General features: G+C 60.7%; 19 protein-coding genes, 1 tRNA gene and 2 riboswitches. Of the genes, 6 read left to right on the forward strand and 14 right to left on the reverse strand.

The features are described 5' to 3' along the window. Positions 1 to 204: 204 nt before the first annotated feature. The 4 genes from gcvH to Q0L30_RS23480 form a co-directional block, all read right to left on the reverse strand. Complete coding sequence (gcvH, locus tag Q0L30_RS23465) at positions 205 to 585, reverse strand: glycine cleavage system protein GcvH (RefSeq protein ID WP_293034315.1); 381 nt, start codon at positions 583 to 585, stop codon at positions 205 to 207. Between the two features lie 82 nt (positions 586 to 667). Further along, on the reverse strand, positions 668 to 1,798 hold the full coding sequence (gene gcvT, locus Q0L30_RS23470; protein WP_296662611.1) for a glycine cleavage system aminomethyltransferase GcvT: 1,131 nt from the start codon (positions 1,796 to 1,798) through the stop codon (positions 668 to 670). Positions 1,799 to 1,877: 79 nt separating this feature from the next. Further along, positions 1,878 to 2,016, reverse strand: a riboswitch (glycine riboswitch). Positions 2,017 to 2,073: 57 nt separating this feature from the next. Then, a riboswitch (glycine riboswitch) is annotated at positions 2,074 to 2,197 on the reverse strand. Between the two features lie 232 nt (positions 2,198 to 2,429). Further along, on the reverse strand, positions 2,430 to 2,780 hold the full coding sequence (locus tag Q0L30_RS23475) for a hypothetical protein (RefSeq protein ID WP_296662614.1): 351 nt from the start codon (positions 2,778 to 2,780) through the stop codon (positions 2,430 to 2,432). Between the two features lie 212 nt (positions 2,781 to 2,992). Further along, a complete protein-coding gene (locus Q0L30_RS23480; protein WP_296662616.1) occupies positions 2,993 to 4,051 on the reverse strand; it encodes an oxidoreductase in 1,059 nt (352 codons plus the stop codon). A 432-nt stretch (positions 4,052 to 4,483) separates the two neighbouring features. Between Q0L30_RS23480 and Q0L30_RS23485 the strand changes: the two genes are divergently transcribed. After that, the gene (locus Q0L30_RS23485) at positions 4,484 to 6,574 is read left to right on the forward strand and encodes a UvrD-helicase domain-containing protein (protein ID WP_296662619.1); all 2,091 of its coding nucleotides are present in this window, start codon (positions 4,484 to 4,486) and stop codon (positions 6,572 to 6,574) included. 123 nt (positions 6,575 to 6,697) lie between these two features. Here the strand turns inward: Q0L30_RS23485 and Q0L30_RS23490 are convergent, their stop codons facing one another. Then, positions 6,698 to 7,618, reverse strand: coding sequence for a c-type cytochrome (locus tag Q0L30_RS23490; protein WP_296662622.1), 921 nt, complete (start codon positions 7,616 to 7,618; stop codon positions 6,698 to 6,700). Between the two features lie 371 nt (positions 7,619 to 7,989). Here Q0L30_RS23490 and Q0L30_RS23495 point away from each other — a divergent pair. After that, a tRNA-Arg gene (locus Q0L30_RS23495) sits at positions 7,990 to 8,065 on the forward strand. Positions 8,066 to 8,488: 423 nt separating this feature from the next. Continuing rightward, complete coding sequence (locus Q0L30_RS23500; RefSeq protein ID WP_296662625.1) at positions 8,489 to 9,244, forward strand: hypothetical protein; 756 nt, start codon at positions 8,489 to 8,491, stop codon at positions 9,242 to 9,244. Here the strand turns inward: Q0L30_RS23500 and Q0L30_RS23505 are convergent. Genes Q0L30_RS23505 through Q0L30_RS23515 form a run of 3 tightly spaced genes read right to left on the reverse strand, consistent with a single transcriptional unit; the run spans position 9,209 to position 11,408 of the window. Then, positions 9,209 to 10,576 carry a DNA cytosine methyltransferase gene (locus tag Q0L30_RS23505; protein WP_296662627.1) on the reverse strand — a complete coding sequence of 456 codons (1,368 nt, stop codon included), beginning with the start codon at positions 10,574 to 10,576 and terminating at the stop codon, positions 9,209 to 9,211. The genes Q0L30_RS23500 and Q0L30_RS23505 overlap by 36 nt on opposite strands. A 35-nt stretch (positions 10,577 to 10,611) precedes the next feature. Next, complete coding sequence (locus Q0L30_RS23510; protein ID WP_367277859.1) at positions 10,612 to 11,208, reverse strand: very short patch repair endonuclease; 597 nt, start codon at positions 11,206 to 11,208, stop codon at positions 10,612 to 10,614. Then, entirely contained in the window at positions 11,115 to 11,408 is a 294-nt protein-coding gene (locus Q0L30_RS23515) for a hypothetical protein (RefSeq protein WP_296662635.1), read from the reverse strand. The genes Q0L30_RS23510 and Q0L30_RS23515 overlap by 94 nt, the downstream gene beginning before the upstream one ends. A 453-nt stretch (positions 11,409 to 11,861) precedes the next feature. On the opposite strand from Q0L30_RS23515, the gene Q0L30_RS23520 reads away from it, so the two are divergent. Continuing rightward, positions 11,862 to 12,578: a recombinase family protein gene (locus Q0L30_RS23520; protein WP_296662637.1), complete on the forward strand. Its 717-nt coding sequence runs from the start codon at positions 11,862 to 11,864 to the stop codon at positions 12,576 to 12,578. 470 nt (positions 12,579 to 13,048) lie between these two features. Further along, positions 13,049 to 13,939, forward strand: a complete 891-nt coding sequence (locus Q0L30_RS23525; RefSeq protein WP_296662640.1) for a hypothetical protein — start codon at positions 13,049 to 13,051, stop codon at positions 13,937 to 13,939. Between the two features lie 886 nt (positions 13,940 to 14,825). Here Q0L30_RS23525 and Q0L30_RS23530 read toward each other — a convergent pair. Continuing rightward, positions 14,826 to 15,875: a site-specific integrase gene (locus Q0L30_RS23530; RefSeq protein ID WP_296662642.1), complete on the reverse strand. Its 1,050-nt coding sequence runs from the start codon at positions 15,873 to 15,875 to the stop codon at positions 14,826 to 14,828. Between the two features lie 302 nt (positions 15,876 to 16,177). Here Q0L30_RS23530 and Q0L30_RS23535 point away from each other — a divergent pair, with 302 nt between their 5' ends. Then, positions 16,178 to 17,464: an integrase arm-type DNA-binding domain-containing protein gene (locus tag Q0L30_RS23535; protein ID WP_296662645.1), complete on the forward strand. Its 1,287-nt coding sequence runs from the start codon at positions 16,178 to 16,180 to the stop codon at positions 17,462 to 17,464. 275 nt (positions 17,465 to 17,739) lie between these two features. Here Q0L30_RS23535 and Q0L30_RS23540 read toward each other — a convergent pair whose 3' ends face one another. The 5 genes from Q0L30_RS23540 to Q0L30_RS23560 all read right to left on the reverse strand — a co-directional run bounded on the left by Q0L30_RS23540 (position 17,740) and on the right by Q0L30_RS23560 (position 25,804). Further along, on the reverse strand, positions 17,740 to 17,937 hold the full coding sequence (locus tag Q0L30_RS23540) for a hypothetical protein (RefSeq protein WP_296662647.1): 198 nt from the start codon (positions 17,935 to 17,937) through the stop codon (positions 17,740 to 17,742). A gap of 671 nt (positions 17,938 to 18,608) precedes the next feature. Further along, positions 18,609 to 20,228: a type I restriction-modification system subunit M gene (locus tag Q0L30_RS23545; protein WP_296662649.1), complete on the reverse strand. Its 1,620-nt coding sequence runs from the start codon at positions 20,226 to 20,228 to the stop codon at positions 18,609 to 18,611. Then, positions 20,225 to 21,427, reverse strand: a complete 1,203-nt coding sequence (locus Q0L30_RS23550) for an AAA family ATPase (RefSeq protein WP_296662652.1) — start codon at positions 21,425 to 21,427, stop codon at positions 20,225 to 20,227. Before Q0L30_RS23550 ends, Q0L30_RS23545 begins: the two co-directional genes overlap by 4 nt. Then, the gene (locus Q0L30_RS23555) at positions 21,424 to 22,737 is read right to left on the reverse strand and encodes a restriction endonuclease subunit S (RefSeq protein WP_296662655.1); all 1,314 of its coding nucleotides are present in this window, start codon (positions 22,735 to 22,737) and stop codon (positions 21,424 to 21,426) included. Before Q0L30_RS23555 ends, Q0L30_RS23550 begins: the two co-directional genes overlap by 4 nt. After that, positions 22,727 to 25,804 (reverse strand): type I restriction endonuclease subunit R, encoded by a 3,078-nt coding sequence (locus Q0L30_RS23560; RefSeq protein WP_296662657.1) that lies wholly within the window; start codon positions 25,802 to 25,804, stop codon positions 22,727 to 22,729. The genes Q0L30_RS23555 and Q0L30_RS23560 overlap by 11 nt, the downstream gene beginning before the upstream one ends. Positions 25,805 to 26,261 lie beyond the last annotated feature (457 nt).

Here is a 26,261-nt window from a genome sequence, read left to right on the forward strand (position 1 = left end):
GTTTTTTCCTGTCGATGGCAGTTGGCGCTTCAGCGCCTTACTGCCATCCCACGCAGAGCGGTCGATCGCAGTTAGGGCTTCAGCGCTTGTTGCCATCCCACGCAGAGCGGTCGATCGCAGTTAGTGCTTCAGCGCTTGCTGCCATCCCGCGCAGAGCGGGGCGCGGCGGCCGCGCATGGGCTGCCGCGCCGTAAGCGGTGGGGGTTAAGCGCCGATGGCCTTTTCGTAGCCGGCGGCGTCGAGCAGCTTGTCGAGCGAAGCGCCCGCGGCCGGCTTGATCTTGAAGAGCCACGATTCGTAGGGCGTGCCGTTCACGACGTCGGGCGTGTCGACGAGCGCGCTGTTCGATTCGACGATCTCGCCTGCGACCGGCGCGTAGATGTCCGAGGCGGCCTTGACCGACTCGATCACCGCGACGGCGTCGCCCGCGCCGACCGTGCGGCCTGCTTCGGGCAGTTCCAGGAACACGATGTCGCCGAGCGCTTCCTGGGCGTGGTCGGTGATGCCGACGGTCAACGTGCCGTCGGCTTCCGTGCGGACCCATTCGTGCGATTCGGTGTATTTCAGATCGGCCGGGATGCTCATTGAATGCTCCAGTGCGTGGTTCGCGGTATGGGTTTGCTAATGCTTGAAAAGAGGGGGCGTGCGCGGCGCAAAAGCGCGCCGGTCAGGCGACGAGCACCTTGCCGTTGCGCACGAACGGAAGTTTTACCACGGTCGCGGAAAGCGCCTTGTCGCGGATCTGCACCTGCACGACGTCGCCCGGCTGCACGCCTGCTTGCGCACTCTTGGGCACACGCGCGAAGGCGATCGATTCCTGCATCGTCGGCGAGAAAGTGCCGCTCGTGATTTCGCCTTCGCCAAACGGCGTGAGCACCTTCTGGTGCGCGCGCAGCACGCCGCCCGCCTTGCCGTTTTCACGCTGCAGGATGAGGCCGACGAACGCCATGCGCGAACCGTTGGCTTCGAGCGCGGCGCGGCCGACGAAATCGCGCGGCTCCTTCATGTCGACGGTCCAGGCGAGGCCCGCGTCGAGCGGCGAGACGTTGTCGTCCATGTCCTGGCCGTAGAGGTTCATGCCGGCTTCGAGGCGCAGCGTGTCGCGCGCGCCGAGGCCGCAGGGCTTCACGCCCTGGCGCTGCAAGGCGTCCCAGAACTCGCACACGGCGGCGACCGGCAGCACGACTTCGAAGCCGTCTTCGCCGGTGTAACCCGTGCGCGCGATCATCAATTCGCCGAACGGCGTGACGTCGATCTTCGCGGCGTTGAAGGGCTTGAGCGTTTCGGTGGAGCTGCGCGCGGAGGGCGCAACCTGCCAGACCTTGTCGCGGGCGTTCGGGCCCTGCACGGCGACGATCGCCAGATCGCGGCGCGGCGTGATGGTGAGGCCGAAGCCGCCTTCGGCGTTCAGCTTCTGGAACCAGGCGATGTCTTTCTCGGCGGTGCCCGCGTTGACGACGGTGCGGAACTGGTCGTCGGCGAAGTAATAGACGATCAGGTCGTCGATCACGCCGCCTTGCGGGTTCAGCATGCACGAGTAGAGCGCGCGGCCCGGCGTCGTGAGCTTCGCGACGTTGTTGGCGATGGCGTGGGAGAAGAATTCGCGCGCCTTCGGGCCCGCGAAATCGACGACGCACATGTGCGAAACGTCGAACATGCCGGCGTCGGTGCGCACGGCGTGATGCTCGTCGATCTGCGAGCCGTAGTTGACGGGCATATCCCAGCCGCCGAAATCGACCATACGGGCGTTAAGCGCGCGGTGCGTGGCGTTGAGCGGAGTGTGTTTCAGTTCGGTCATGGGGCGATCTCGTCACGGTCGAAAACGAAAAAGGCCATGCATGAATCGCCGCAGGCCCTGTGCCTGTGGACGCTTCGTGCATGGCCCCTCTGTCCTCGGTACCTGAGAGATTGCGCCGTTCGCTGCGCATGGCAGCGCTTCGCGGCGCGCGCCCCTTCGGTGGGCAGCCTGAACGCGGCTGAGCCGCCGTTCTACTGTCGCTCTCCAGAGTGCGGACGTTCACGCGTTTCCATTCGCTGCGCGCGAAAAACGCGCAAGCGGATGGATCAGCGGTCCGGCGCGCACGGTCCTTTTGCCTGAGAGTTTGTGGGTTGCCCCTTCGGCGGCGCTGGCGGCGCTTGTCTGCTTCGTTTGCTTGCATATCAAGCGGCTGCCAGCGCGCTCTCCCGGCGCGCGCAGCGATTGTGCGCGACGCGCACGGGGCGTGTCAATGCGGAAAATTCCCCGCGCGAGGGGGACTGATGGGCGCGCATGCCTGGATGCTGCGTGTCGCAGGGAAGGTGCGGCGAAGGCCTGCAAGCGGCAGCGCGCGGGAGGCGCTGTGTCACGCGCCCGGGGCGGACACCGGGCGCGTCTGGGACGCTTGGGACGCCAAGGACGCCAAGGACGCCTGGGACGAGCGTCGCGGAAATTATTCGCCGATCGCGCGCGCGGCCGTGTCGAGTTCCTCGTTGAGCACGCGCTCTTCGTCGGGCGAGATGCCGCCGCCGTGCTGGGTCGCCATGTCGTGCGCTTCGCGGCGGATTTCTTCAAGGCGGCGATGGACCGCGGCGCCCTGCGGCTGCGGGTAGTAGCCCTCGTTCACGCGCGTGTCGAGGCGGCGGCCCAGGTTGTCGATGCGGCCGTCCACCTGATGCAGCCGGTCGACGGAGAGCGCGTGCGGCGCCGGACCTGCGGGGCGCTGCTGCGGCCCGGTGATGACGCACGCGGCGAGCGTCGAGACGAGCGTGCTGGCGGCGAGCGCGCGGGCGATGCGGGACATGCAAGACTCCTTTCTGGTCGTTGTCGCGCCTGGAGCGCGATTTGAGGCGTTGTCCCTGCAACCAACGTTTCATGCACCCCGCGCGATGACGGCGCGCGCACGCGCACGTGTCACGGCTGGTGCGCCCCTTTCATCGGCTTCGGCGCTGTGCACGCTGTCCGACGAGGGGAAATTCGGGCGCTGCGCGCCCGAATCGCAGGACATGTGCCCAGTCAGTCCGCGCGCACGAACGGAAGCGTGCGGCCCTCGGCGGTGCTTTGCATCGCCAGTTCGATGACCGTCATCACGTCGATGGCGTCCTGCGGGCTCACCGGAAACGGCACACCGTCGCGGATCGCCGCGGCCAGCGCGCGATAAAGACCCGTGTAGTCGCCGTCGACCGTGGGCAGCGCGCGTTCGCTCTCGCTGCCGCCCGAGGGGGCATCCAGCAGGACGTGCAGCCGTCCCGCCTCGTTGCCCGCGCCGAACCCCGCCTCGCCCGGGCGCAGGCCGGCCTTCAGCTGGTCCTCCTGCGTGTCGAGGCCGTTCTTCAGATAGCCGCCGCGCGTGCCGTTGATCACGAAGCGCGGCGAGAACGCGGCGAGCGCGCTCGCGTGCAGCACCGCGTCGTGATTCGCGTAGCCGAGCACGAGATGCACGTAGTCGGGTGCCGTCGCGTCATCGCGGCGCGTGCGCACGAATGCGGCGACCGTTTCGGGCGCGCCGAAGAGCGCGAGCGCCTGGTCGACCAGATGCGGCCCGAGGTCGTAGAGCAGGCCGCCGCCGCGCGCGGCATCCTCGCGCCAGCGCTGGCGCACCTGTGGGCGAAAGCGGTCGAAATGCGATTCGAAGTGCGTCACGCGGCCCAGTTCGCCGCTTGTCAGGAGCGCGCGCACGGTGAGGAAATCCCCGTCCCAGCGGCGGTTGTGAAAGGGTGCGAACACCAGACCGCGCGCCGATGCAAGCGCGGCGAGCGTGCGCGCCTCGGCGGCGCTCAGCGTGACCGGCTTGTCGACGAGGACGTGCTTGCCGCGCTCCAGCGTGCGGCGTGCGAGGTCGAAGTGGGTATCGTTGGGCGTCGCGATCACGACGCATTCGATGTCGTCGAGCGCGAGCAGTGCGTCGAGATCGGGGACGATGGCGGCGTCCGGAAAGTCGGCGCGCGCGCGATCGGGCTGGCCGGTGGCGATCGCGGAAAGTACCGTGGCCGCGCAGTGCGCGATTACGGGTGCGTGGAAGGTCTGGCCGGCGAAGCCATAGCCCATCAGGCCGATTTTCAGCGGTGAAGTCATGCGGTGACTCCTGCAAGGTGGGCGCGGCGCGAGCCGCAGCCGTGGTGGGCGGGTGGGCGTTATTGTGGCACGCGGCGGGTGGTGGACGGCGGGCTCTCGGTGGCGGATCACGTCCGGCCGCGCATTGCGGGCGGGGTCATATCGACGGGGCGCGGCGCGCCCGTGCGCCGCTCGCCACGGCCGCCACCAGCGCGCCGCGATCCCTCCGGCCGACCGGCTCGCCGTGTTAACATCCCACCCGCGATCGCACACCGCGCGGTGGTCTTGCCTTGCGCTGCGCTCGCGCCTTGCGTTCGCCGCGCGGGACGTTGTCCACGCGCTGCGTGCCCGAGCCCGCGCAAGCGGAGCGCTCGCCGCCATCGCGCACGGCAGGTTCGCCGCACGCGCCCTGTCTGATCCACCTGATCCACCCGTTTTTCCAATCCAGCAACGATGTCCGCAGGCCTGAATCCCGCCCAAAGCGAAGCGGTGCGCTATCTCGACGGTCCCTGTCTCGTGCTCGCCGGCGCGGGCAGCGGCAAGACGCGCGTGATCACGCAGAAGATCGCGCACCTCATCGAAGTCAAAGGCTTCGAGCCGCGCCATATCGCGGCCGTCACGTTCACCAACAAGGCCGCCGCCGAAATGCGCGAGCGCGTGGGCAAACTGCTCGAGGGCAAGACGCTGACGACGCCCGGCAAGGAAGGCCGCAAGGTGCCGGTGAACCAGCTCACCGTCTGCACGTTCCACTCGCTCGGCGTGCAGATCCTGCGCCAGGAAGCCGAGCATCTGGGTCTCAAGCCCCAGTTCTCGATCATGGATTCGGACGACTGCTTCGCCATGATCCAGGAGCAGGTCGGCTCGACGGACAAGGGCTTCATCCGCAAGATCCAGTCGATCATCTCGCTCTGGAAGAACGGCCTCGTGATGCCTGAAGAGGCGCTCGCCACGGCGTCGAACGAGGACGAGCACCAGGCGGCCATCGTCTACCGCAATTACGTGGCGACGCTGCATGCGTACCAGGCCGTCGACTTCGACGACCTGATCCGCCTGCCGAGCGAACTCTTCGCGCGGAACGAACCGGTGCGCGAGCGCTGGCAGAACAAGCTGCGCTACCTGCTGATCGACGAGTACCAGGACACCAACGCCTGCCAGTACGAACTACTCAAGCTGCTGGCGGGCCCGCGCGCGGCGTTCACGGCCGTGGGCGACGACGACCAGGCCATCTACGGCTGGCGCGGCGCGACGCTCGAAAACCTCGCACAGCTCGGCCGCGACTTCCCGAAGCTGCACGTGGTCAAGCTGGAGCAGAACTATCGCTCGACGGTGCGCATTCTCACGGCGGCGAACAACGTCATCGCGAACAACCCGAAACTGTTCGAGAAGAAGCTCTGGTCCGAGCACGGCATGGGCGACACGATCACGGTCACGCCGTGCAACGACGAAGAACACGAGGCCGAATCGGTGGTGTTCAGGCTCTCGGCGCACAAGTTCGAGCGGCGCGCGCAGTTTCGCGATTACGCGATCCTGTATCGCGGCAACTTCCAGGCGCGCATCTTCGAACAGGTGCTGCGGCGCGAGCGCATTCCGTACGTGCTTTCGGGCGGGCAATCGTTCTTCGACAAAGCCGAAATCAAGGACCTCTGCGCGTACCTGCGCCTGATCGCGAACCCCGACGACGATCCCGCGTTCATCCGCGCAATCACGACGCCGCGACGCGGCGTGGGCAACACGACGCTCGAAGCGCTCGGCTCGTTCGCGGGCCAGGCGAAGGTGTCGCTGTTCGAGGCGGTGTACATGGGCGGCATCGAGGCGCGGCTTTCGGCCCGCCAGGTCGAGCCGATGCGCGTGTTCTGCGACTTCATGCAGCGTCTTGCCGAGCGCGCGGAGAAGGAACCCGCGACGGTCGTGCTCGACGACCTCATGGAAGCGATCCACTACGAAGCCTATTTGTACGACACCTTCGACGAGCGCCAGGCTCAGTCGAAGTGGCAGAACGTGCTCGAATTCCTCGAATGGCTCAAGCGCAAGGGCACGAAACCGGAGCCCGAACCCGGCGACGATGCCGAAGCCACGGGCTACGACAATGCCGACGGCCTCGCCGATACCGGCAAGAACCTGCTGGGCCTGATCCAGACGGTGGCGCTGATGTCGATGCTCGAAGGCAAGGAAGAGGACCCGGATGCGGTGCGGCTTTCGACCGTGCACGCGTCGAAAGGGCTCGAATACCCGCACGTGTTTCTGGTCGGCGTGGAAGAGGGGATCATGCCCCATCGCGGCGGCGCCGACGACGAACCGATCGACGACGCGCGCATCGAGGAAGAGCGGCGGCTGATGTACGTCGCGATCACGCGCGCGCAGCGCAGCCTGCATCTGAACTGGTGCAAGAAGCGCAAGCGCGCGAGAGAAACTGTGGTGTGCGAGGCGTCGCGCTTCATCCCCGAAATGGGACTGGACGACGCGCCGCCGCCCACACCGGAAGAAGCGCCGATGTCGCCGAAGGACCGGCTTGCGAGCTTGAAGGCGCTGCTGCAAAAGGGTTGAAGAACTTGCACGACGGCGCGGCGGCGCGCCACTTCGGGCTTCGGACGTTTTGACGTGAAAAGGGCTGCATCGTGAGACGCAGCCCTTTGTTTTTATCGATGCGGCTGAACTGTGAGCGTGGGCTTACTTCGCAGCGCTCACCATGTAATCGACGGCGGCCTTCACTTCGGCGTCCGAGGCGCCGGAGCCGCCCCGCGCCGGCATCTGCCCCTTGCCGTTCAGCGCGTAGTTGTAGATCGTGTCCATCGGATCTTTCAGGCGCGGCGCCCAGTCCGCCTTGCTGCCGAACTTCGGCGCACCCAGCAGACCCGCCGCGTGACACGCCTGGCAAACCTTCTGATAGAGCACCTTGCCGGCCTGTGCGGTGTCGGCGCTTGCGGTCGCGATTGATGGGGCAGTTGAGGTCGCGCCCGCCGCGGGGGCTGTTGCCGTCTGCGCAATGCTGGCGGGCGTAGCCACGGCCGCAGCGGCGCCCGGTGCGCTTCCTGCTGCTGCCGCCGCCGCGCCTGGCGCCGCTTCTGCCGCGTTGGCGGCATTGGCCGCGGGCTTCGGCGGATCGGGGAAGTTCGCGCCGCCGTGGTTCGCCATGTAGGCCACCGCGAGGCCGATTTCGTAGTCGCTGTAGTCGTCGGGACTGGTGCCGCCGCGCGGCGGCATCGCGCCCTTGCCGGAGAGCGCGGTGTGCCAGAGCGTGTCATAGCCTTGCGCGATGCGCGGCGCCCAGTCTCCCGAGTTGCCGAACTTCGGCGCACCCGCTACGCCGGTCGCGTGACATGCCGAACAGACAGCCTGAAAGACCTGCTCGCCGGTCTTGTAGACGTGCGGCGCGTTGGCATCGCGAATGGTGACCTGCGCGATGGGCGCGATGCGCTGGGCGACTGCGTCGGGGGCGAGTTCATCGGTGCCCGCGCCGGTGCGCGTCGTGTTGTCGACGTAGTAGGCGAGCAGGATGATGATGGTGATAGGAACGGCAAACGCCGCGATGACAGCCGCGATCAGCTGGCCGGGTGTTTTGATCGGGGTTCCGTTGGGTGCTTCGCTCATGTTTGTCTCGTCTCCCATTGGGATGGTGGTGAGCGTGACAGCAGGACGGCAACAGCCTTGCGATGGATCAAACAGGAAAAATTATAGACGCATGGGTCCGCATCAGGTGCATGCGCACGGTGGCTGTGTAGCGGGCGTTTACCCGGAGGTGTGGTGCGTTTTGTGCGGTTTTGATTTTTTGATCGGACCCTGTGAGATTGAGGGTGGTTTTTTGGGCGTATTCGCCGGTGCGGTGGTTTGCTGCGGCGCTTCGCTCACCCCGCCGGCCGCGCGCGGTGGACGGTTTCACCGAAACCGGGTATCCTTGCCGTCTCTTCGCAGCGCTGCTATCCCCGTATTCTTCGGTCTGGTGGCAGCGCTTTTGCACAAATGCGCCCGTAGCTCAATGGATAGAGTACTGCCCTCCGAAGGCAGGGGTTGCTGGTTCGATCCCAGCCGGGCGCGCCAAGATTCAAGACCTCAACGCACCTTCCCGCCTCGCCGGAGCATCCGAGCGAGACATGAAATGTCTCTGGATTGTCTCCAAGCCAGCACCGTGCTGACGAGCAAGACGGGCCAATCATAACAGCCCCGGCAGGTGCAGCATCGGTCCAGCGTGATGCTCAAGCCGTAGCAGCACGCCCATTCGTTGTCGAATTCGATTTGCCGCAGACCACGACAGCGCAGATGCTCACTACGTGGTCGAGTTCGCCCTCAGCCTCGAACACGTCTGAATTCATGCGGGCAATACTTGATACAGTAGCGGCTTTCCGACGATTCTAGTGTTCTGGCACCAATAGACAAATGGCGAAATCACAAAAACCGGACGTCATTGAACGTATCTACGACACCTTGTGGGATCCTGCGGCGCAGCGCTTGATTCGAACTATCGTGACGAACGAAGACGTCGTCGCGGCGATTACTTGGTGTAACGAAAACAAGGGGACGCACCTTTCGTCGAGGAATCCTGCGAACTTCATTAAGGACGTCATTCGGGGTATGGGTGCCTCGAACATGTGGCCCGACAAGCTGAAAGGGCTTCGTATCGGCGGGAGGCAAGTCACAGGCGATGGAAATGTGTTTGAGTTCGTGCCGTACGAGGAGGGGCAAGACGAGCCGTTTCCGAATCGATTTGGGTACCACGAGGGCGTCTGGTCTCACCGGGTTCAGAGCATCTCTATGCCGTTGGCCAGCAAGGAGCTGGGGCGTGACGATGAGACGTACCTAATTCAAGTGGCGGTGAAGCTGGCAGTGGTGGAGACGCACTTCGCGTTGCGCTCGCCTATCGATGTTGTAGAGCTAACCCACCTGCAAATCGGCATCAAGCTTCGGCTTTGCGAGGTGGATGCGCTATTTGCGGCGACCTACCGCGACGAAAACGGCGAACTGCAGCGCATGGTTATTACCGCCGAGGCCAAAAAGAAGAATCAACGGATTCTTGAGGAACAGATAGTGCAGCAAGTGAAGGCTGCATTCAACGAGACGGCAGTGGGCCTCGTTGTGCCCATCGCAATGACCTCCACCCCTGCCGGGATCTACGTCGCCGAGTTCAAGGGCGTCCGACGCGGCGAGCTTGAGGACTTCACCGCGTTGGAGTTGGAGCAAGAGGCGTTATACGAGCTCTGTCCGAGGGTCAAGGGTATCTAGCTGAGCTTCCTCAGGTTGTTGGGCTCCGGACGGCACTGGCCGATCATCCCATTGCCTGCGTTTGGGTGCCCCTTTCTTGTCGCGCTTACCGATGGGGGTGGAGATGCCGAAGTGCGATGAGGCTTCACCCATGTCCATGCGAAGAAGCGCTTCATCTCCAAGATCGACAGCGACCTCAGGCACGGCAGGCTGCGCTGCCAGCGCGAGCATGATTTGGGCTGCGACTGCACGAGCTAGTGGTGGGGGGACAGCGTTCCCGATTTGACGGGCACCGTGCCATTTGGTCTGGTGGAGACGAAACCAATCTGGGAAACCATGCAAGCGTGCCATTTCCCTAACCGTGACGCAGCGAGCGTACTTATAGTGGATGGGGCGCGGTGATGTGAATGCACCTCTAGCGCTGTCTGTTCCGGCGCGCAGCGTGTTGCTGACGCCGGAAGTCGACAACTTGAAGAAGCGAGAAATCGGTTCAACCGCACCCTGTTCCGTTTCGCTGAATCTGCGGCGGGAGATCTCCGTATGGTCCGTTCGCATGCTGCTCGTCAACAAGGTCGAGTCGAATGATCGTTTGTAGGAAAAGTCCCAATGCGCTCTAACACTGCCATGTAGCGACTTGGCGTAAGCACTCGCCTTACCCCACTTCACCTTCACAGCATCTGTGTCCAGCAACTCGTCATAGGCTTCCGCGTCCGGAATGTCGTTGAGCGCGTCGTAGCAGGACGGACCCTCAGGCAGTCCTGCTCTATCTTTGTCAGTTCCAGCAGGGCGGAAGATCGGTGCGGGGTAGGCGGGCAGTTCGCTACCCTTCTTGCAACCCATCAAGATCAGGCGTTCGCGGAACTGAGGTGCGCCGAAATGGGCGGCGTTCAGGATCTTCCAAGGCAAACGGATCTCATAGCCGATAGAAGAGAATGCATCGATCAACTCTTGCAGGAACTGCGCGTGTTTGCCGACGGTGATGCCCTTAACGTTCTCGAAAACGAACGCTTTAGCGTCTAGTTCATGCACCAAGCGAACGAAGTGGCGAACGAGTGCGTTGCGGGGATCGTCTAGTGCCCGCTGCCCTATCATCGAGAAACCCTGACACGGCGCGCCGCCGAAGACGACGTCTATCTTGCGCTTTCCGATGCCAGCAGCCTTTCGGATCTGCGCCCCTGAAAGCTTTTCGACACTTTGGGGAATCACTGCACAGTGGGGAAAGTTGAACTTGTGAACCGCTGCGTGGATAGGATCGATCTCCACTGCAGCCACGACGTCGAAGCCAGCTTGTTCAAACCCAAGGGACAGTCCGCCCGCACCGGCAAACAAGTCGATACCAATTGGTCGGCTCATCGTCAATTCTCTCTTGTTCTGTCAACGTCAAATTGCTAGACGCGAATCGTACCGGAATGTTCTTGGCGTGTCGATCGAATTTTTGATGTGGGACCTAGGAAGGCAGTGAGGGTCAATTCGACTGCCGACATGTCTCGAAGCTCGCACTGCCAGAGGGTCAACACTTTCCACCCAGCCGCAGTTAGCGCCGCGACATTACTTGCATCCCTGTCTCGATTGGCTTGTATTTTCGGCCCCCAATAATCTAGCGAGGATTTGGGGAGCGCTCCCTTCTTGCACGAATGCCCGTGCCAGTAGCAGCCGTGAATGAAGATGATCTTCTTTCGGCTGGCGAACACAATGTCGGGAGTGCCGGGTAGTCCGTGAGCGTGAAGCCGGTAGCGATAACCGAGCCGATGTAGAAGTCTTCGCACCTGCAATTCTGGTCCCGTGTTTCGGGAGCCGACGGCTCGCATTATCTTGCTTCGCTGATCTGGGGTTCGGGTGTCCACCATTTGATAGAACGCACTTCCGTTGGTCGGCTGTTGGCGCGCCCCGCTTAGACGTGGCGCACTATTAGCAGCGTGTTGTCCCTGAACACCAGTTTTCGGGCTACCCGCTTCGCTTCGTCTAGTTCGTAGGCGACGTCCCATCCATCAAGTTGCCGGATGGCGAGCAGATCGGGTCTGCACTGGCCTAGCGCGACACCTTTCGCCGCAAGTTCGGCTTGGAGATCGGTTCTCTCTATCCAATCGCGACTTACGATCTTCTCTTCCTCGGTCCAATCGAGGAAGTTCGCTTTGATGTCCTTGGCGACTGTGTAGGCCAATCCGAGAAGCGTGAACGGAAACATTTGTGCCTCGTACGGTTACCCGGCTCGCTTGGCGAGTTTATCGCTGACGCGACGTTATTTGCTTGGGCCGAAATTTGTTCCAGATTTCCACGTGGGGCTACAGCGTGGCGCGCTTCGCTGAAGTCCCCCATCGGGCCCTCCCGAGCCGTACGGTCTGTCCCACCCGGATGGAACCAGCGAGCCTTATCGAAGCGCTCAGGCACGACGCGTAGCGCAGGGCGTCGCGCACCTTTCCCGGCAGAGTCTTGCGGCACAAGGCTAAGTTAAGGAAATCGCTGGCATGTAACCTTTGGTGCGCACGAGAGCATGGTCGGTCCATTGGTCGCTGTCCGCAAGGTGTACGTTACGGACACCCATGACTTAGTGTGCCTAGGGGTGTCCGAAAGATAATGTTGATGTATTACGGACTGTCCGATACTATGCATGGTGTTACGGACATTTTGGGGGGCGAGTATGAGCAGCAAGAGCAACATCGCGTATTTCCGGGTATCGAGCCGCGACCAGAGCACAGACGCGCAGCGGCATGCCATGGCGAAGGGTGGCCTCACGTTCGACAAGGAGTTCTCGGACGAAGGCGTGTCCGGGGCTGTTCCGGCGCGTGAGCGTCCGGGCTTCGCGAAGCTGATGGAGTACGTTCGCGACGGCGACACGGTGCACGTGTACGCGGTGGATCGGCTCGGGCGCGATGCCATTGACGTGCAGACGACGGTGCGCGAGCTGCTGCGCAAGGGCGTGGCCGTGGAGGTGCTCGGGCTGGGCCGGATCGCGCAGGGTGTGGGCGAGCTGATCCTCGCGGTACTGGCTCAGGTAGCCGACATGGAACGAAACCGGATTGCGGAGCGGACTGCGGCGGGTCGGGAAAAGGCGCGAGAGGCGGGCGTGCACATGGGCCGTCCCGCGAGCATCGAGGGCGAGCGTGCCGCAGAGGCGTTGCGGATGCTGGCCGACACGGGGAACGTGACGCGGACGGCGGAGCACTTCGGGATCAGCAGGCAGGCCCTACTGCGGCTGAGGGACAGTGACAGCAAGCATGCGGTGACGGCACGGAGCGTAGCGGCAAAGATTGGCCTCGGTCCTCATTCTGCCGGGGAGGCTGCATCCGGTGGTGCAGCACGGATTGCGGCTGACATCGGCATCGGGCATCCCTCTGCGGGCGAGTACGCGAGCTGACGACGGTGTGTCGGGAGGGGGGGGGCACGGGCCAGTGCGGAGCGATCCGGCTGGCCCGTCGTCATTGAATTGTGTGGAAGTGTTGCGCGAACCCTTCATTGTCCTTTCGCGTGTTTGGCGATCTGTGTAGCATTCCAGAACTGCTCCTGCGCTGCCGGTCGTTGGCGTAGTCAGTCCTGAAAACGGTCTGGCCCGTGCTGCCGCTCGCGGTTGTCCTGTGATGACTCTCGTGCCTGCGCTCGGGTGCGCCACCCACGCGGGGCGAAGTTTCGGGTCGTGTCCTGCAAGCTGCCCGATTATGGGGTGGTATCCATGTTTCGGTATCCACTTCCCTGTCTATCTTCCTAATAAAGATGAGGGGAAAGGTATCCATTCTCTTCAAGAACAACTGTGCGACAAGGCTTTCAGGGTGAAGCGATTCAGCCCGGTATCCATCATTCGAGACACCTTCTAATTCGGGGCGCAGTGAAATGATACTGAGCGACGAGGATTTGAAGGCCGTTATCGCTGCCGAGCAGTTAGCCGAGCGCAGAGAGAAGAAGCGGGAGAGGCTCGGGAAGGCCCGTTCGATGCTTCCACAGCTTGTGGCCCAAGTGAAAGAGGCAGAAGCGAACCTTCGGCGGGATTTTGAGCAACGGCACGAGGTCGAGGTCGGTAGGGACAATAAGACCGGTGCGTACTACATCGTATCGTTCGAGGGTTCTTGGAAGGTGCCTGAGGAACTGGTGAAACTGCTGTTGCTAGACGAGAGCCTGTGGAACATTCCGCGCCGCCAGCAGCACGAACGCATGGTGCCCCGAGTGTTGAAGGCATTGAACGCCGATGCTGCCGAGACGGTGCCAGAGAAAGTTTGGGGCAGGCCACTGAAGGAGTACCAGCTAGAGCCGATCCGCAAGCGACTGATTGCGCAGGGCTATCACCCGACCGAGCAACACAAGACGGTCGCTCACTTCCTGAGGCTGCTGAAAGCCGGTAAGGCGCAACAGCCCGCTTCGGAAGCAGCCACGTCCGCAGGCGAAGGCGAGAACCGCGTGACGTTCTCCAGCAAGAAGGCGATGTACTTCCGGGGACGATCCTACTCATTGCAGTGGCGGGGCAACAGTGCTCGTGTAAAGCACGACGGTGAATTGGTTGGTGTGCTAACCCTGCTGGCCGGTACGGGGAACGACATGCGGACCATCATAGACATAAGCGATAACGCCGAAGCCCAGTATCAGGCGAAGGAAGCGGCCCGCTTGCAAGCGGAAAGGGAGGAAGCCGAGATTGGCGCCCTGTTTGAAGAGGTGCCTGAACCTCCTTCGAGCCGTGCAAAGAATGCAGGGAAGCTGCGTGCAGCAACGGTCGGGGAGGATGAAGAGTGACGACAGGAGGCCACGGGTACGGGAGAACACGCGATCAACGATTCTCGCGTTATCAGCGGCAGCCACGCGGTGACAAGCTCGACAAGCGGCAGCGGCAAATCTGCAAGGCTGATTCTACGTATGCCGCTGCGTTGCAAAAGCGCGTCTCTGATCCCGCCCGCTGGGCGGCGTTCGTTGCGGGCCAATCATGGTACGGCTCGGACAGCCTTTGCAAGCGTTGCGGCTCGAACAGGCGGCGCGTGTACAACCGGGAGTGCTGGACCTGCCGGACGAACAGCCGTGCCGAGAACTGGCAGCGAATCCTTGCGGGACAGCAGCCGATTGCAACTCGCTCTAGGGACGGACATCTTGCGATCCTTGACGCGAAGAGGCGAGAGCGGCGCGGCGAGTTCGAGGAGCACATCGTGGGCGAGTGGCAGGCGCGGATGTATCCGACGGGGCGTCTCGCGGTATCGTGTCCTGCTGCGGTAGTCCAGGGACCGGCAGCGAGCGGCGCGACGCTTGCGCCGTTGCCCGCCAGTCCCTACCTCGCTGTCGCCCCATTCGGCACGTCGCCACACGCTCTGGCGTTCGACTGCCCTGACTTGAACAAGGCCGATCCCCGGCTGTTGCATGGGCTGGTGGACAGGAACCCGGATCTTCTGACGCTGCTGCAATGGGCGTCGTGGGCGTAGACCACACGGGGCTTAGTCGAGTCGGATAGATCAACGTGGACCGCGTGAAGCGTGCCACAGCGCATGAGATCATGGGCTCGCGCTTCAGCGGCCACGGCACGGCAACAGCCATCTAGCCTGTCCGATGTTCGATGAATCTCGTTTGGCGGGGCCGTATGGAAGTATGCTTGACGAGCCCCACTTCGCCTGTCGGTCAGGTGACAACGTCGTCGCTAACTGCGAGTGGTATCCGGCGGTGGGGCAGGCACTCTATCCTGCGTGGAACTGAGGCGATCTAGTTTCCTTGCCAGATCAGTCGCTCGTAGGTGCGTGTACCGCTTCAGCATCGCCGTCGTTTGGTGCCCGGTGATCGACATGACCTCCGAGTCCGACAGACCCATCTCGAAGAACCGCGTAGTGGCTTCATGCCGTGTATCGTGGAAGCGGAAGTCCGCGAGGCCAGCGCGCCGCCGCGCACGGTCAAAGGCGAGCTTAACGGCATTGCGAGTCACGCCAGGGAAGATCGGACCAGTCCGGTCGCCGGGGATCGACTCTAGGACAGTGCATGCTTGGGTTGATAGCGGTACGCCGCGAGTTCGGGTCGTCTTGGTCGCCGCTGCGTCGAGTACCAAGGTTCGCTGGTCGAGATCGACATTCTCCCAGTGGAGTGACCTTACCTCGCCCTGACGCATACCCGTAAGCAGGGCAAGTTCCACGAGCGGCGCGAGCCAGCGCACACGCGCTGCGCGGCAGGCATCTAGCAGGGTGGTCTGCTCCTCAGGTGACAAGCGACGGCTGCGCGCCGGAGCCGATGTCGGACGGCGTACCATCGACGCTGGGTTCTCCGGTAGGGCCACGGACCAGTCTTTCCTTGCAACTTCGAGCACATGGTGCAGCAGGTTCAGTTCCCGGTTCACGGTCGAGCCGCTCACGGCCACTAGGCGCCTGTCGCGCCATGCTGCGATGACTGCAGGAGTGAGCGTCGCAAGCGAGTATCGGGCCACTGGATCGCGAGCCATTGCCCGAAGGCGCAGAGCCTCTACATCGGCTCCCTTCTTGGTGGGCGTAACCTCGGCGGCGTAACGGTCGAGAGCCTGCTGAAGGAGCATCTCGCGGGCCGTGGAGGTGTCCACAAAGACGCCTCTGCTGATCGCTGCCTCCTGCTCGGTGATCCACCTCTGAGCATCTGCACGAGTGGTGAAGGTTCTAGACTGAGGCGGGTATCCCCTCCGCCGGATTTTGGCTTGGTAGGTGCCAGCGGCCCGCTTCTGGATCGTGCCCATGAGTGTCTCCCGGTTGTCTCCAGAGACACCGCCGTAGCTCACGATAGAGTAGAGGAGCGGCCCGCAAGGGTTGCGACGCGCCCTCCGAAGGCAGGGGTTGCTGGTTCGATCCCAGCCGGGCGCGCCATCCGCATTTCTGTAGTCATCTCATGAAATCCTGAAAAGGCACGCTGGATAAGGCGTTGCGGGATTTTTGCGTCCGGGGAAAGCCGGTGGAATCCGACCGAAGCCGGCGTTTGCATATCCCAAATTTCGTACCCAAAATGGTCGTATCTGGATTTTGCCAATTTGGGTACGAGATCATGGGGCAACTTACTGATTTAAAAGTAAAAAGCGCGAAGCACTGCGCGAAGGATTACTTGCTGCCGGATGGCGATGGGCTGTACCTGCATGTGCGGCCGACTCGCAAGGTCTGGTTCTATCGCTACACGCGCGACGGGAAAAGCATCAAGCTGTCGTTTGGCCGTTATCCGATCGTGTCGCTGGCAGCGGCGCGCAGGAAAGCGCGAGAGGTAATGGAACTGCGGGCGGACGGGATCGACCCGCAGAGAGCGCGACGTGAGAAACGGGAGCAAGAGCAGGCGACTCGGCTCAACACGTTCGAATTGGTGGCGCGAGAGTGGCACAAGGTATCGGGGAAGGATCGCCAATGGTCCACCGGTTACGCTGAAAAAATCATCCGCTACCTGGAGCTGCACGTGTTTCCCTGGATAGGACGACTTCCGGTCGAGGACATCAAGCCGACCGAAGTCGTACGTTGCCTGCACCGCATCAAAGAGCGCGGCAATCTTGAAACCGCGATGCGGGTGCGCGAGACGATTCAGCATGTGTATCAGTACGCGGTCGATACCGGTGTTCTGGAACCAGCCAAGAATTTTGTGAATGGCCGTACAGGCGGACTCCCGGCAGTCCGCAGCCGTCATTACCCAGCTATCACTGATCCGCAGCAGCTTGGGCAACTGCTGCGCGATATCCGGGCCTACAACGGCCATGTAATTACCCGTGCGGCATTGCAGCTTGCTCCGTTGCTGTTCCAGCGACCTGGTCAGCTGCGTTTCGCCCACTGGGAAGATATCGACCTAGACGGCGCTGTCTGGATCTGTCCACCGGAAAAAATGAAGATGCGGGAGTGGAAGAAGCGAGATAGCCGCACGCCTGCGCATGTGGTACCGCTTCCGTCACAGGCCATGGAGATCCTGAGAGATTTGCATCCGCTAACCGGGCCGAAGGGGCCGATTTTTCGTAGCGTAGCCAAACGATCCGAGGCGACACGTTACATAAGCGAGAACACGGTCAATAGCGCGCTACGTACGCTGGGCTACGACACTAAAGAGCAGATCACCGGCCATGGTTTCCGTGCGACGGCTCGTACGTTGATCCGGGAATATCTTGGATGGGACAGGGAGGTGATCGAGCGTCATCTCGCCCACGCATCGAGCGAGGAGCTGGGTGATAGCTATGATCGCGCAACATTTCTTGAACAGCGCCGCGAGATGGTTCAGGACTGGGCCGATTTTCTCGATGAACTAGCGGCGGGGAACGTTCCGAAGCCTGCTAGGACGCTGCGCTTGGTGAGCAAGACTGCGTGAGGCGCTGCCTTCTAGAGATTTTCGGTGTCTGGGCTGATTGGAAATCCAAACGTACCTCGTATCGGTGTGATGCTCGGTTTGTTCATTTCCTCGCTCTCTCGCAGTCGCGGAGTGGCGTGCGATTGAGCATTACGTACCGGACTAGCCCGTCCTGAGTTTTTTCTCGAAGAGTGAGCATTTCCCGTCCGCGTAGATCCGCCCGATACCTGCGAATACTTTTTTTCTTCTGCGACCACGCGCATGGCGTATTTCAGTGTGCCGACACTCATTCTGACTCACGCTTCGGAGATCACGTCGGCGATTTCCTCGAAGGTATATCCCTTCTTTTGTGCTGAGAGAATGTGTGCTTGGATGGACTTCACCATATCGCGCGTACTCAGGCGACGTTCGTTTTCGGGCTTTTCTGGCAATGCTGCCAGGTTCTGTGCGGCCGTATCCCGTTGCGTTCGAGTAAAGCTCTTTGCATTCGGCATGACCCCTCCCTTCGATCATCGTCAGCACATGTTGCAAAGCTGGACGCAGCTCGTCAACACGTGTTTCTAGTGCGAAGAATTGTTATGAAACGTGTCGGACGCGCACGGACAACGCCGGAATTTCGCTTTATTTTTGGCGTGTCGCGAGCATGCGACACATATCAAAACGCAAGGAATTTGACCGGCGCATTCAAGATATGCGCGATCGAGCGCGTAAGTGAACTTCGCAGACCTCATGTATCGACCTCGATCAAGCGGCGCATCCAGTCCACGCCCGATTCGCACTTGTCTTGGATGCCTTCGGACATCATTTGACCGGACGGGGTGAGGTCAACGCATTCGGTACGCAAAATTTCCGACTGAGTCAGGCAATCTCGCGAACTTGACACGGGTATCTCGCAAACTCGCTTGGCCGATCTCACGAAATTTTTTCGGCTGGCACAGGTGACCTCGTGAACTGGGCATGGATACCTCGCAAACTCACTTGGTCAACCTCATGGAAAAGCTTCGACGACGCCTTGTGAAAGCGACATAAAAACAAGGGATGGCAGGATAGGCTTGCGCCGGTTTTGGGCGCCATGCGACTTTGACTTGGGTATTGGGACCCTATCGGCCTGCTGCTGGCCGAACCATTCGTCGCAGCCAGGACGGTATCAAGGTGCATCGGGCGGCTATGGCAACGGCTTCAAATCCAGTTCTCGCAGAAAAGCGTTGTGCTTGTCCTTCGCAGCCGCAATCGCTTTTTCAATCTCCACCAGCTCTTGGTGAGTCTCATCCAGAACAATCTCCGTCTCGTTCACCGCCGTACTGATATAGCGCGAGATGTTCAGGTTGAAATCGTTCTTTTCGATCTCGGCCATCTCCACCTTGCGTGAGTAGCGCACCTCCTCCTCGCGGAACTGGTAGGTTTTGATGATCTTGGCGATGTGCTCGGGCTTGAGCTGGTTCTGGCGTTTGCCTTTCTCGAAGTGCTCCGGCCCGCTTGCGTTAATGAACAGGACATCGTCCGGCTTCTTGCACTTCTTCAACACCAGGATGCAGACGGGTATGCCGGTGGAATAGAACAGATTGGCGGGCAGGCCGATTACCGTGTCGATGTGCCCATCCTTCAGCAGTTTGGTGCGAATGCGTTCTTCCGCCCCGCCTCGGAACAGCACGCCGTGCGGCAGGATGATGGCCATCACGCCTTCGTCTTTGAGGTAGTGGAAGCCGTGCAGCAGGAATGCGAAGTCGGCAGCGGACTTGGGTGCGAGGCCGTGGCTCTTGAAGCGCACGTCATCGGCCAGCGCGTCGGTCGGTTCCCAGCGGTAGCTGAAGGGCGGGTTGGCAACGATGGCGTCAAAGCTGGGCTTCTTGGCCGGGTTCTGCTCCCGCATCATGTCCCACTCGTTAAGCAGGGTATCCCCGTGAAAGATCTCAAACTCAGTGTCTTTCACCCCGTGCAACAGCATGTTCATGCGTGCGAGGTTGTAGGTCGTGATGTTCTTTTCCTGGCCGAAGATTTTGCCGATGGTGCCGTTCGCCTTGGCCACTTTCTTGCGCACGTTGAGCAACAGCGAGCCAGAGCCACAGGCAAAGTCCAGCACGCTTTCTAGCCGCTTCTTAGTCCCGGTTTTCGGTTCCTGACTGTCCAGCGTGACGATGGTGGAGAGGATGTCGGAAATCTGCTGCGGGGTATAGAACTCGCCTGCCTTCTTGCCGGACCCTGCGGCAAACTGGCCTATCAGGTATTCATAGGCATCGCCCAGCGCGTCGATGTCGGTGGAGAACTCCGCCAGTCCTTCGGCTATCTTCTGGATGATGGCGCAGAGCTTGGTGTTCCGGTCGGGGTAGGTTTTGCCAAGCTTCGGGGAACTCAGATCGATCTCGGAGAACAGACCCTGAAAGGTGCTCTCGAAGGATTCCGTCTCGATGTACTTGAAGCCCTCTTGCAGTGTGTTGAGCAGCTCTGCGTCTTGGGTGCGGGCCAGGTTGGCAATGCTGTTCCAGAGATGCGCAGGCTGAATGACGTAATGCACCTTGCGGCGCATCTGCTTCTCGAACGCCGGGATGTCGTCAACGTTGTCCACATACCAGAGCGCCAGCGGTACCTTGCGGATGTCGCTTTCCACATCAGGGTAGTCCCGCCCCAACTCCTTCTTCGCCGCCGTTTCGTAATTGTCCGAGAGGTAGCGCAGAAAAAGGAAGGACAGCATGTAGTCGCGGAAGTCGTCCGCATCCATGGCACCGCGCAGTTGGTCAGCGATGCTCCAGAGGGTCTGGTTGAGTTGCTTTTGTTTGAATTCGTTCATGGGGTCGTGACAGGTGCGGCGGCGGTTGCTGTAGGTGCTGCGGCCGGTGTCGGGGTTGGCGCCGTCTCAAGAATGTCAGGCAGGTCAAATTGGAACTTGGTGGTGAAGTCGTCCAGAATGCGCCGGAACAGCTCTTTGTTGTCCTCCCCCATTTCGGTCGGTTCGTGGATGGCGTATTTGCCATGACTGAGGAGGTTCAGCGCGCGATTGTAGAGTGCACGGTCTTCCTCGATGCTCAGCGCCTTAAGGCAGAAGGAGATGTCAACGTGGCCGAAGAACGACGCCGTTTTTTCCATGATGCTGCGCAGGGCGTTGAAATGGAAGGTGTATAGCTTGCCGGTGCTGGGGGCAGCGGCAAGCTGGAGCTCAGCGAGTGACGCGACGTGATGGAAAAAGGGCGTGTCTTCGGTGGCCCGCAGGGTATATGCGCCGTCTCCGTTCGGGCGGTGCAGAAAGTAGCGCTTGTGGGTCACCCTCGGCTCGCCCTCTTTCGCTTTGCCAATCTCGTTGCACATCACGTTGAAGAAAAGGGCGTGATGGGACGAGAAAACAACCTTGATGGGGGCCGGAGCGCCGTTCTGGTCTTTGCGGTTCACGGCACGCCGTAGGAGTTGGGCGAGGTCGCAGGCAACGGCGATGGCGTTGTTGTCGTCCAGCGAGGAGATGGGGTCGTCGATGTAGAGATATTTGTTCGACTGATAGGAGACGTGTCCATCGAGCATCCGCTCGCAAATAGCCATGAAGAGACACCAGATGAAGATGTTCTGCTCGCCACGGGAGATCTTGATATTTTCGGCCTCGCCTTTGCGGAAAGAGACCTTCCATGTCTCGTAGTCAATGTCAAAATCGAAGTCCGCGTAGCGGTCGAGGTAGCCCGCAATCGTTTCGTCCAGCGCGAGGTCTTTCAGGCCATTGAAGAAGGTGGAGCGGTGGTTGAGCTGCAGTTGCCGAACGGCATCACCGTCGAAATCGTTCTCCCAGGTGAACAAGTCTTCGGTATAGGCATTGAAGTAGAGGGTGTCGGGGGTGCCGTTATTCTTGCGCTTTCCCTCGTCCTTGAACTCCATCGACAGCCGCGTTTTGCCTGTGCGGTTGTAGGCATAGAGCAGGATGAGTTCAATCCCGGTGAGGTCAGACCGCAGCTTTCTCGCGAGTGTGCTGAGGTTGGCGTACTTATTGATCTTCGACTTGGTGCTCATGCGTCAACCTCTCCCGGGGACGGGAAAAGCTGCTGCATCAGCCCTTTCTTGTGAGTCTTGAAGGCTTCGAGTTTTTGGGCTTCGGCGGAGATCCATGCGTCGAGGCTGCTCAGACACGAGGCGATGCGTAGCTGTTCCTCTGGCTTCGGAATGGAGAACTCGTATTTCAACAGTTGGCTTCCGTTGATTGAGTTAATCGTGGCACCAAGATCTCCCGCGACTTGCCTCTGGTATCTGTCTGACTGGAAAAGCTGAAAGACGAAGTCTGGCATTTGGGCGCGGAAAACTGTCATGAATGCGCCGTGGGTGCATAACGGCATTCCTTCTGGGATGAGGGCACATTTGCCAATCAGCGCTTTTGAGCCGTTTCGGACGCAAATCAGTATGTCGTTGGGCTGCGATAGATTCGCCCCTTTGATGGATGCGTCCACATAGACGCAGTCATCGAGCGCAATTTCGCCTTGTTGAACGTTCGATGAACGCAGCACCAAAAGACCAGATTCACGCACATCATCAGGGCTATACGTCAGTCCGGAAACAAGAACCCCCAATTGCCCCAACCGCGTTTCCTCCCATTCCCCAGCGTTTCGGAATTCGGGGAAGCGGAGGCGGGGTTGGGTTTCCCCTTCGCGGGGGAAAAGCTGCTGTATCAGCCCTTTTTTTTGGGTCTTGAGCGCGTCCACTTTCCGCGCTTGTGCGGCGATCAGCTCATCTACCGAACTCAAGCACTCAGCGATTTTTTGTTGCTCGGCGACAGATGTCTTGCCCGTCGGGACGGGGACAGGCAGCGCCATCAAATCGTTGTCGTTGATGCTCAACGAGCCATGAGCCCTAGCTCCTACCTGAATGAATTTGCGCAGCCAGCGCCCGTGTAGGTTGCCCGAGAATTGATAATTTAGAAACCGTACATCTGGCGAATCTCCGTTGATGCGAAAGCAAGTGAATATGCTGTTCGGAACCGCTGCCAGCTCAGTGCCCGGGTACAAGGTGAGAAAACCCTCGGGATACTCTTTGGTGGAGCTCTTGTTGTAGGCAAATTCGTTTGGTTTCAAGAGCAAGTAATTTTTGTATGAATCACCCGCAATCACGCGACCAAACTTTTCTTCTTGGCTTACAAGCCCCACGCCCGATGTGATGCTCATCGGCACGCAAATGTTGTCGCCAGCTTTTTCTGTACGAATCGTCGCAACCGCCCCGAGCATTTGCGTCGTCCAATCGCCAGCGCTTTTAAATTCAGGAAACCGCAGCTTCGGCACCGGCACAGGCTTCGCCTCTTCCTTTTCCGTAGCGATTTTGTTCTTACTGCTCATACGCACTGAGTCCTGAAATGTCGCGGCCACCGGCGCGTTTAGTGAGGAGGGGGTGGAGGTCTTCCATCAGGGCGAGTTCGGCCTGAGTTCGAGCCTTCCAGCCGAGGTCGAGCGGGGTCATGAGGTCGCTGAGTTGCTCGCCATCGAAGATCATGCGGTCGAGGATGCCGTCCACGAAGCTTTGAAGGGCGGCGGTGGGGAGGCCGTGCTTGGCGGCGATGTTGGCGAGTTCCTTGGCGCTTTTCTCGGCCTTGAAGCGGGTATAGCCGTCGCGGATGGCGGCCTCAGAGAGGCCCTCACCCGCCTGGAGAGTCGCGATGTATTCGGCGATGTCGTCGCGCTCGCTCATGAATTTGGCATCGGCGCTGACGAGTCCGATGAGTTCCTCGCGGGTCATCTTGGCCTTGCTGGGCCCCTTGGCGGAGAACTTGGCGATGAGGCCCATGATGTAGTCGTAGTCGATGACGGCGGAAGCGAAGAGGACAAACTCGAAGTCGAGCTGGTCCACGGGGCCATCGGTGCCGGGGCCATCACCTTCCTTGGCAACTTTGCCCTGCTGCGCTCTGAGCTCTTTGGCAGTTTGCAGATACTGGCCTTTGAAGCCGCGCAGGTTTTCATCGGGCAGCACCTGCTCGATGGCGGCTTTGTTGTCTTCGCTGAGGTCGGTGTATTGGTCCAGCTGTGTTTTGAGTCGCTGGACTTCCTTGAAATGACTGATGAAGGCGGCGCGGGCCTCGTCGCCCTTCAGGTTGGCTACGGCGGATGGCGTGCAGGCAAGGCCCTGGGACGTCATGAAGTCGTCCAACTTCTGCACTGCGGTCTCCAGCTTCTGGATGACCACAGGCGCCTTATCCACGAGCCAGATTTCCCGCGCCTGCTCGCCGATCTTCTCGCCGGAGAAGAGGGCGATGGCGGCATCGACGGAATCCTGCTGCTGGCGAAAGTCGAGGATGTTGCCGTAGGGCTTGGTGCTGTTGAGCACGCGATTGGTGCGGGAGAAGGCCTGGATCAAGCCATGGTGCTTGAGGTTCTTGTCCACATAGAGCGTGTTCAGGAACTTGGAATCGAAACCGGTGAGCAGCATGTCCACCACGATGGTGACGTCGATCTTCTGCGCGGCCGGATAGTCGGCATTGGGCCACTGCTGGTCCTTGATGCGCTTCTGCACATCCTGGTAGTAGAGGTCGAACTCGCTTAAGCGGTGGTTGGAACCGTAGCGGGCGTTGTAGTCGGCGAGGACGGCCTTGAGCGCAGCTTTCTTGCCCTCGGGATCTTCTTCGTTGTCCACCTGTTCCTGCGGCAGGTCTTCCTGGATCTGCTTGACGTCTGGGTCGCCCTCGGCAGGCGGGGAGAAGACGCAGGCAATGTTCAGCGGCTTGAAATCGGGATCGGTGGCCTGCTTGTCCGCCTGCATGGTCTTGAACAGAGCGTGGTATTCGATGGCGTCGTTGATGGACTCGGTGGCGAGGATAGCGTTGAAGCGGCGCCCGCCGGTGGCTGCATTGTGCTTGGCAAGAATGGCCTCGATGACGGCCTTCTTGGCAATGGCTTCGCCGGGCTTTGGTGGGTTCTTACCCTCGGGCTTGAAGTAGTCGACGTGGAAGCGCAGGACGTTGCCATCCTCGATGGCATGGGTGATGGTGTAGGCGTGGAGCTGCTTGTGGAAGAGCTCCTCGGTGGTCCGATACGAGGCCACCTCACCGTCGATTTTTATGCGACTGGCGTTGCCATTGGGCCCACCAAATATCGGCGTGCCGGTGAAACCGAAGAGCTGCGCCTTCGGGAAAAATGCTTTGATGGCCTTGTGATTGTCGCCAAACTGCGAACGGTGACATTCGTCGAAGATGAAGACAATGCGCTTGTCCTGCAGTGCTTCGAGCTGTTCTTTGTAGGTGGCTTGGCCGTTTTTGCTGCGCTGCTTATTGCGCTTGCTGTTTTCGTCCAGCGCGAGGCCGAGCTTCTGAATGGTGGTGACGATGACCTTGTCGGCGTAGTCCTCTGAAAGCAGGCGGCGCACGAGGGCGGCGGTGTTGGTGTTTTCTTCGACGCAGCCTTCCTGAAATTTGTTGAATTCTTCCCGCGTCTGGCGGTCGAGGTCTTTTCGGTCCACGACGAACACACACTTGTGAATGTGGTCGTTTTCCTTCAACAGGGTAGAGGCCTTGAAGGACGTGAGCGTCTTGCCGCTGCCAGTGGTGTGCCAGATGTAGCCGTTGCCGTTGTCTTCGTCGATGCACTTGACGATGTGTTGCACGGCATAGACCTGGTACGGCCGCATGATCATAAGCTTTTGCTCACCCGCAAGCAGCACCATGTAGCGGCTGATGGTGCGGCCGAGGTCGCACTTTCTCAGGAAGTGCTCGGCGAACTCGTCGAGTTGGGTAATCTTGCGGTTGTCCTCTCCTGCAAACTCATAGATGGGCAGAAAGCGCTCGTCGGCATTGAAGGCGAAGTGGCGGACGTTGTTGTTGGCGAAGTAGTAGGTGCGGTCGCGGTTGCTGACGATGAACAGCTGCATGAAGCAGAGCAGCGTCTTGGTGTAGCCGTTGCCCGGGTCGTGCTTGTATTCGACGATCTGCTCCATGGCCCTGCGTGGATTCACGCCCAGGGTTTTCAGCTCGATCTGCACACAGGGCACGCCGTTGATGAGGATGAGAACGTCGTAGCGGTGGTGGCTGTTGTCGGTGTTGATGCGGAGCTGGTGAACGACCTCGAAGTGGTTTTTGCACCAGTCCTTGATGTTCACCAGCGTGTAGTTCAACGGCGTGCCGTCGTCGCGGGTGAAGGCATTGATGCCGCGCAGGGTCTTGGCAGCAGTGTAGACATCCGGGGTAACTATTTCATCCAGGAGCCTAGCGAACTCGGCTTCGGTCAGCTTGACGCGGTTGAGGGCCTCGAACTTCTCCCGGAAGTTCCTTTCCAGCGCGGCGCGATCGCGAATGTCGTCGCGGTATTCGTACTTCAAGTTCTGAAGCTTGCCAAGGAAGCCGTATTCGATGTGCTCTTCTTTGACGACGGGGCTCGGTGCTCCGGACGGCAGATCGTAGGTGAACTTGGATGAAGGCATGGGGGAGGAGCGTGCGTTGGCTATGAATCGGAAGGCAATGCGGGTGGCGGGTCGCTATGTTTTGTGTCCGTTGGGATGTACTACAGCCACTTATAAGCTCGCCAGTGTGAGGTCCAACGTTCCACTCATGTGCCGTGGGAGGCCTTGATGCGCGGGCTCTGGTCGAGCGCCGACTTCGCAAATCCGCACTCGGTAGCGATTTCCTTGCGCGATCACGCCCCACGGCTCGTCATCGAACGAAAGACTTAGCTCGGCCCCAGTCCAGGAACGTTTCGAGGTTCTGCTCTGCCAGCTGCTTACGGCTTGCCGTTATCAGCCCTCTATTCTAGCCGAGGCAACCTTTCGCCTGCCGGGCGCTTCTCGTCCTGCTGTCGGTTCACGTCGGGCAACGGAGAGTTCAAGTAACCTTGCATTCGCTCAACGCCTTCCCGTCTCGTGCCGGTGCTGGCGTAGGGTA

The organism is Paraburkholderia sp. (assembly GCF_024281035.1).
Lineage (GTDB): Bacteria > Pseudomonadota > Gammaproteobacteria > Burkholderiales > Burkholderiaceae > Paraburkholderia.

Coding starts and splice junctions, on each gene's coding strand:
- gcvH (WP_293034315.1), bottom strand. CDS start 585: ATGAGCATCCCGGCCGATCTGAAATACACCGAATCGCACGAATGGGTC.
- gcvT (WP_296662611.1), bottom strand. CDS start 1,798: ATGACCGAACTGAAACACACTCCGCTCAACGCCACGCACCGCGCGCTT.
- Q0L30_RS23475 (WP_296662614.1), bottom strand. CDS start 2,780: ATGTCCCGCATCGCCCGCGCGCTCGCCGCCAGCACGCTCGTCTCGACG.
- Q0L30_RS23480 (WP_296662616.1), bottom strand. CDS start 4,051: ATGACTTCACCGCTGAAAATCGGCCTGATGGGCTATGGCTTCGCCGGC.
- Q0L30_RS23485 (WP_296662619.1), top strand. CDS start 4,484: ATGTCCGCAGGCCTGAATCCCGCCCAAAGCGAAGCGGTGCGCTATCTC.
- Q0L30_RS23490 (WP_296662622.1), bottom strand. CDS start 7,618: ATGAGCGAAGCACCCAACGGAACCCCGATCAAAACACCCGGCCAGCTG.
- Q0L30_RS23505 (WP_296662627.1), bottom strand. CDS start 10,576: ATGAGCCGACCAATTGGTATCGACTTGTTTGCCGGTGCGGGCGGACTG.
- Q0L30_RS23510 (WP_367277859.1), bottom strand. CDS start 11,208: ATGGGACGTCGCCTACGAACTAGACGAAGCGAAGCGGGTAGCCCGAAA.
- Q0L30_RS23515 (WP_296662635.1), bottom strand. CDS start 11,408: ATGTTTCCGTTCACGCTTCTCGGATTGGCCTACACAGTCGCCAAGGAC.
- Q0L30_RS23520 (WP_296662637.1), top strand. CDS start 11,862: ATGAGCAGCAAGAGCAACATCGCGTATTTCCGGGTATCGAGCCGCGAC.
- Q0L30_RS23525 (WP_296662640.1), top strand. CDS start 13,049: ATGATACTGAGCGACGAGGATTTGAAGGCCGTTATCGCTGCCGAGCAG.
- Q0L30_RS23530 (WP_296662642.1), bottom strand. CDS start 15,875: ATGGGCACGATCCAGAAGCGGGCCGCTGGCACCTACCAAGCCAAAATC.
- Q0L30_RS23535 (WP_296662645.1), top strand. CDS start 16,178: ATGGGGCAACTTACTGATTTAAAAGTAAAAAGCGCGAAGCACTGCGCG.
- Q0L30_RS23540 (WP_296662647.1), bottom strand. CDS start 17,937: ATGCCGAATGCAAAGAGCTTTACTCGAACGCAACGGGATACGGCCGCA.
- Q0L30_RS23545 (WP_296662649.1), bottom strand. CDS start 20,228: ATGAACGAATTCAAACAAAAGCAACTCAACCAGACCCTCTGGAGCATC.
- Q0L30_RS23550 (WP_296662652.1), bottom strand. CDS start 21,427: ATGAGCACCAAGTCGAAGATCAATAAGTACGCCAACCTCAGCACACTC.
- Q0L30_RS23555 (WP_296662655.1), bottom strand. CDS start 22,737: ATGAGCAGTAAGAACAAAATCGCTACGGAAAAGGAAGAGGCGAAGCCT.
- Q0L30_RS23560 (WP_296662657.1), bottom strand. CDS start 25,804: ATGCCTTCATCCAAGTTCACCTACGATCTGCCGTCCGGAGCACCGAGC.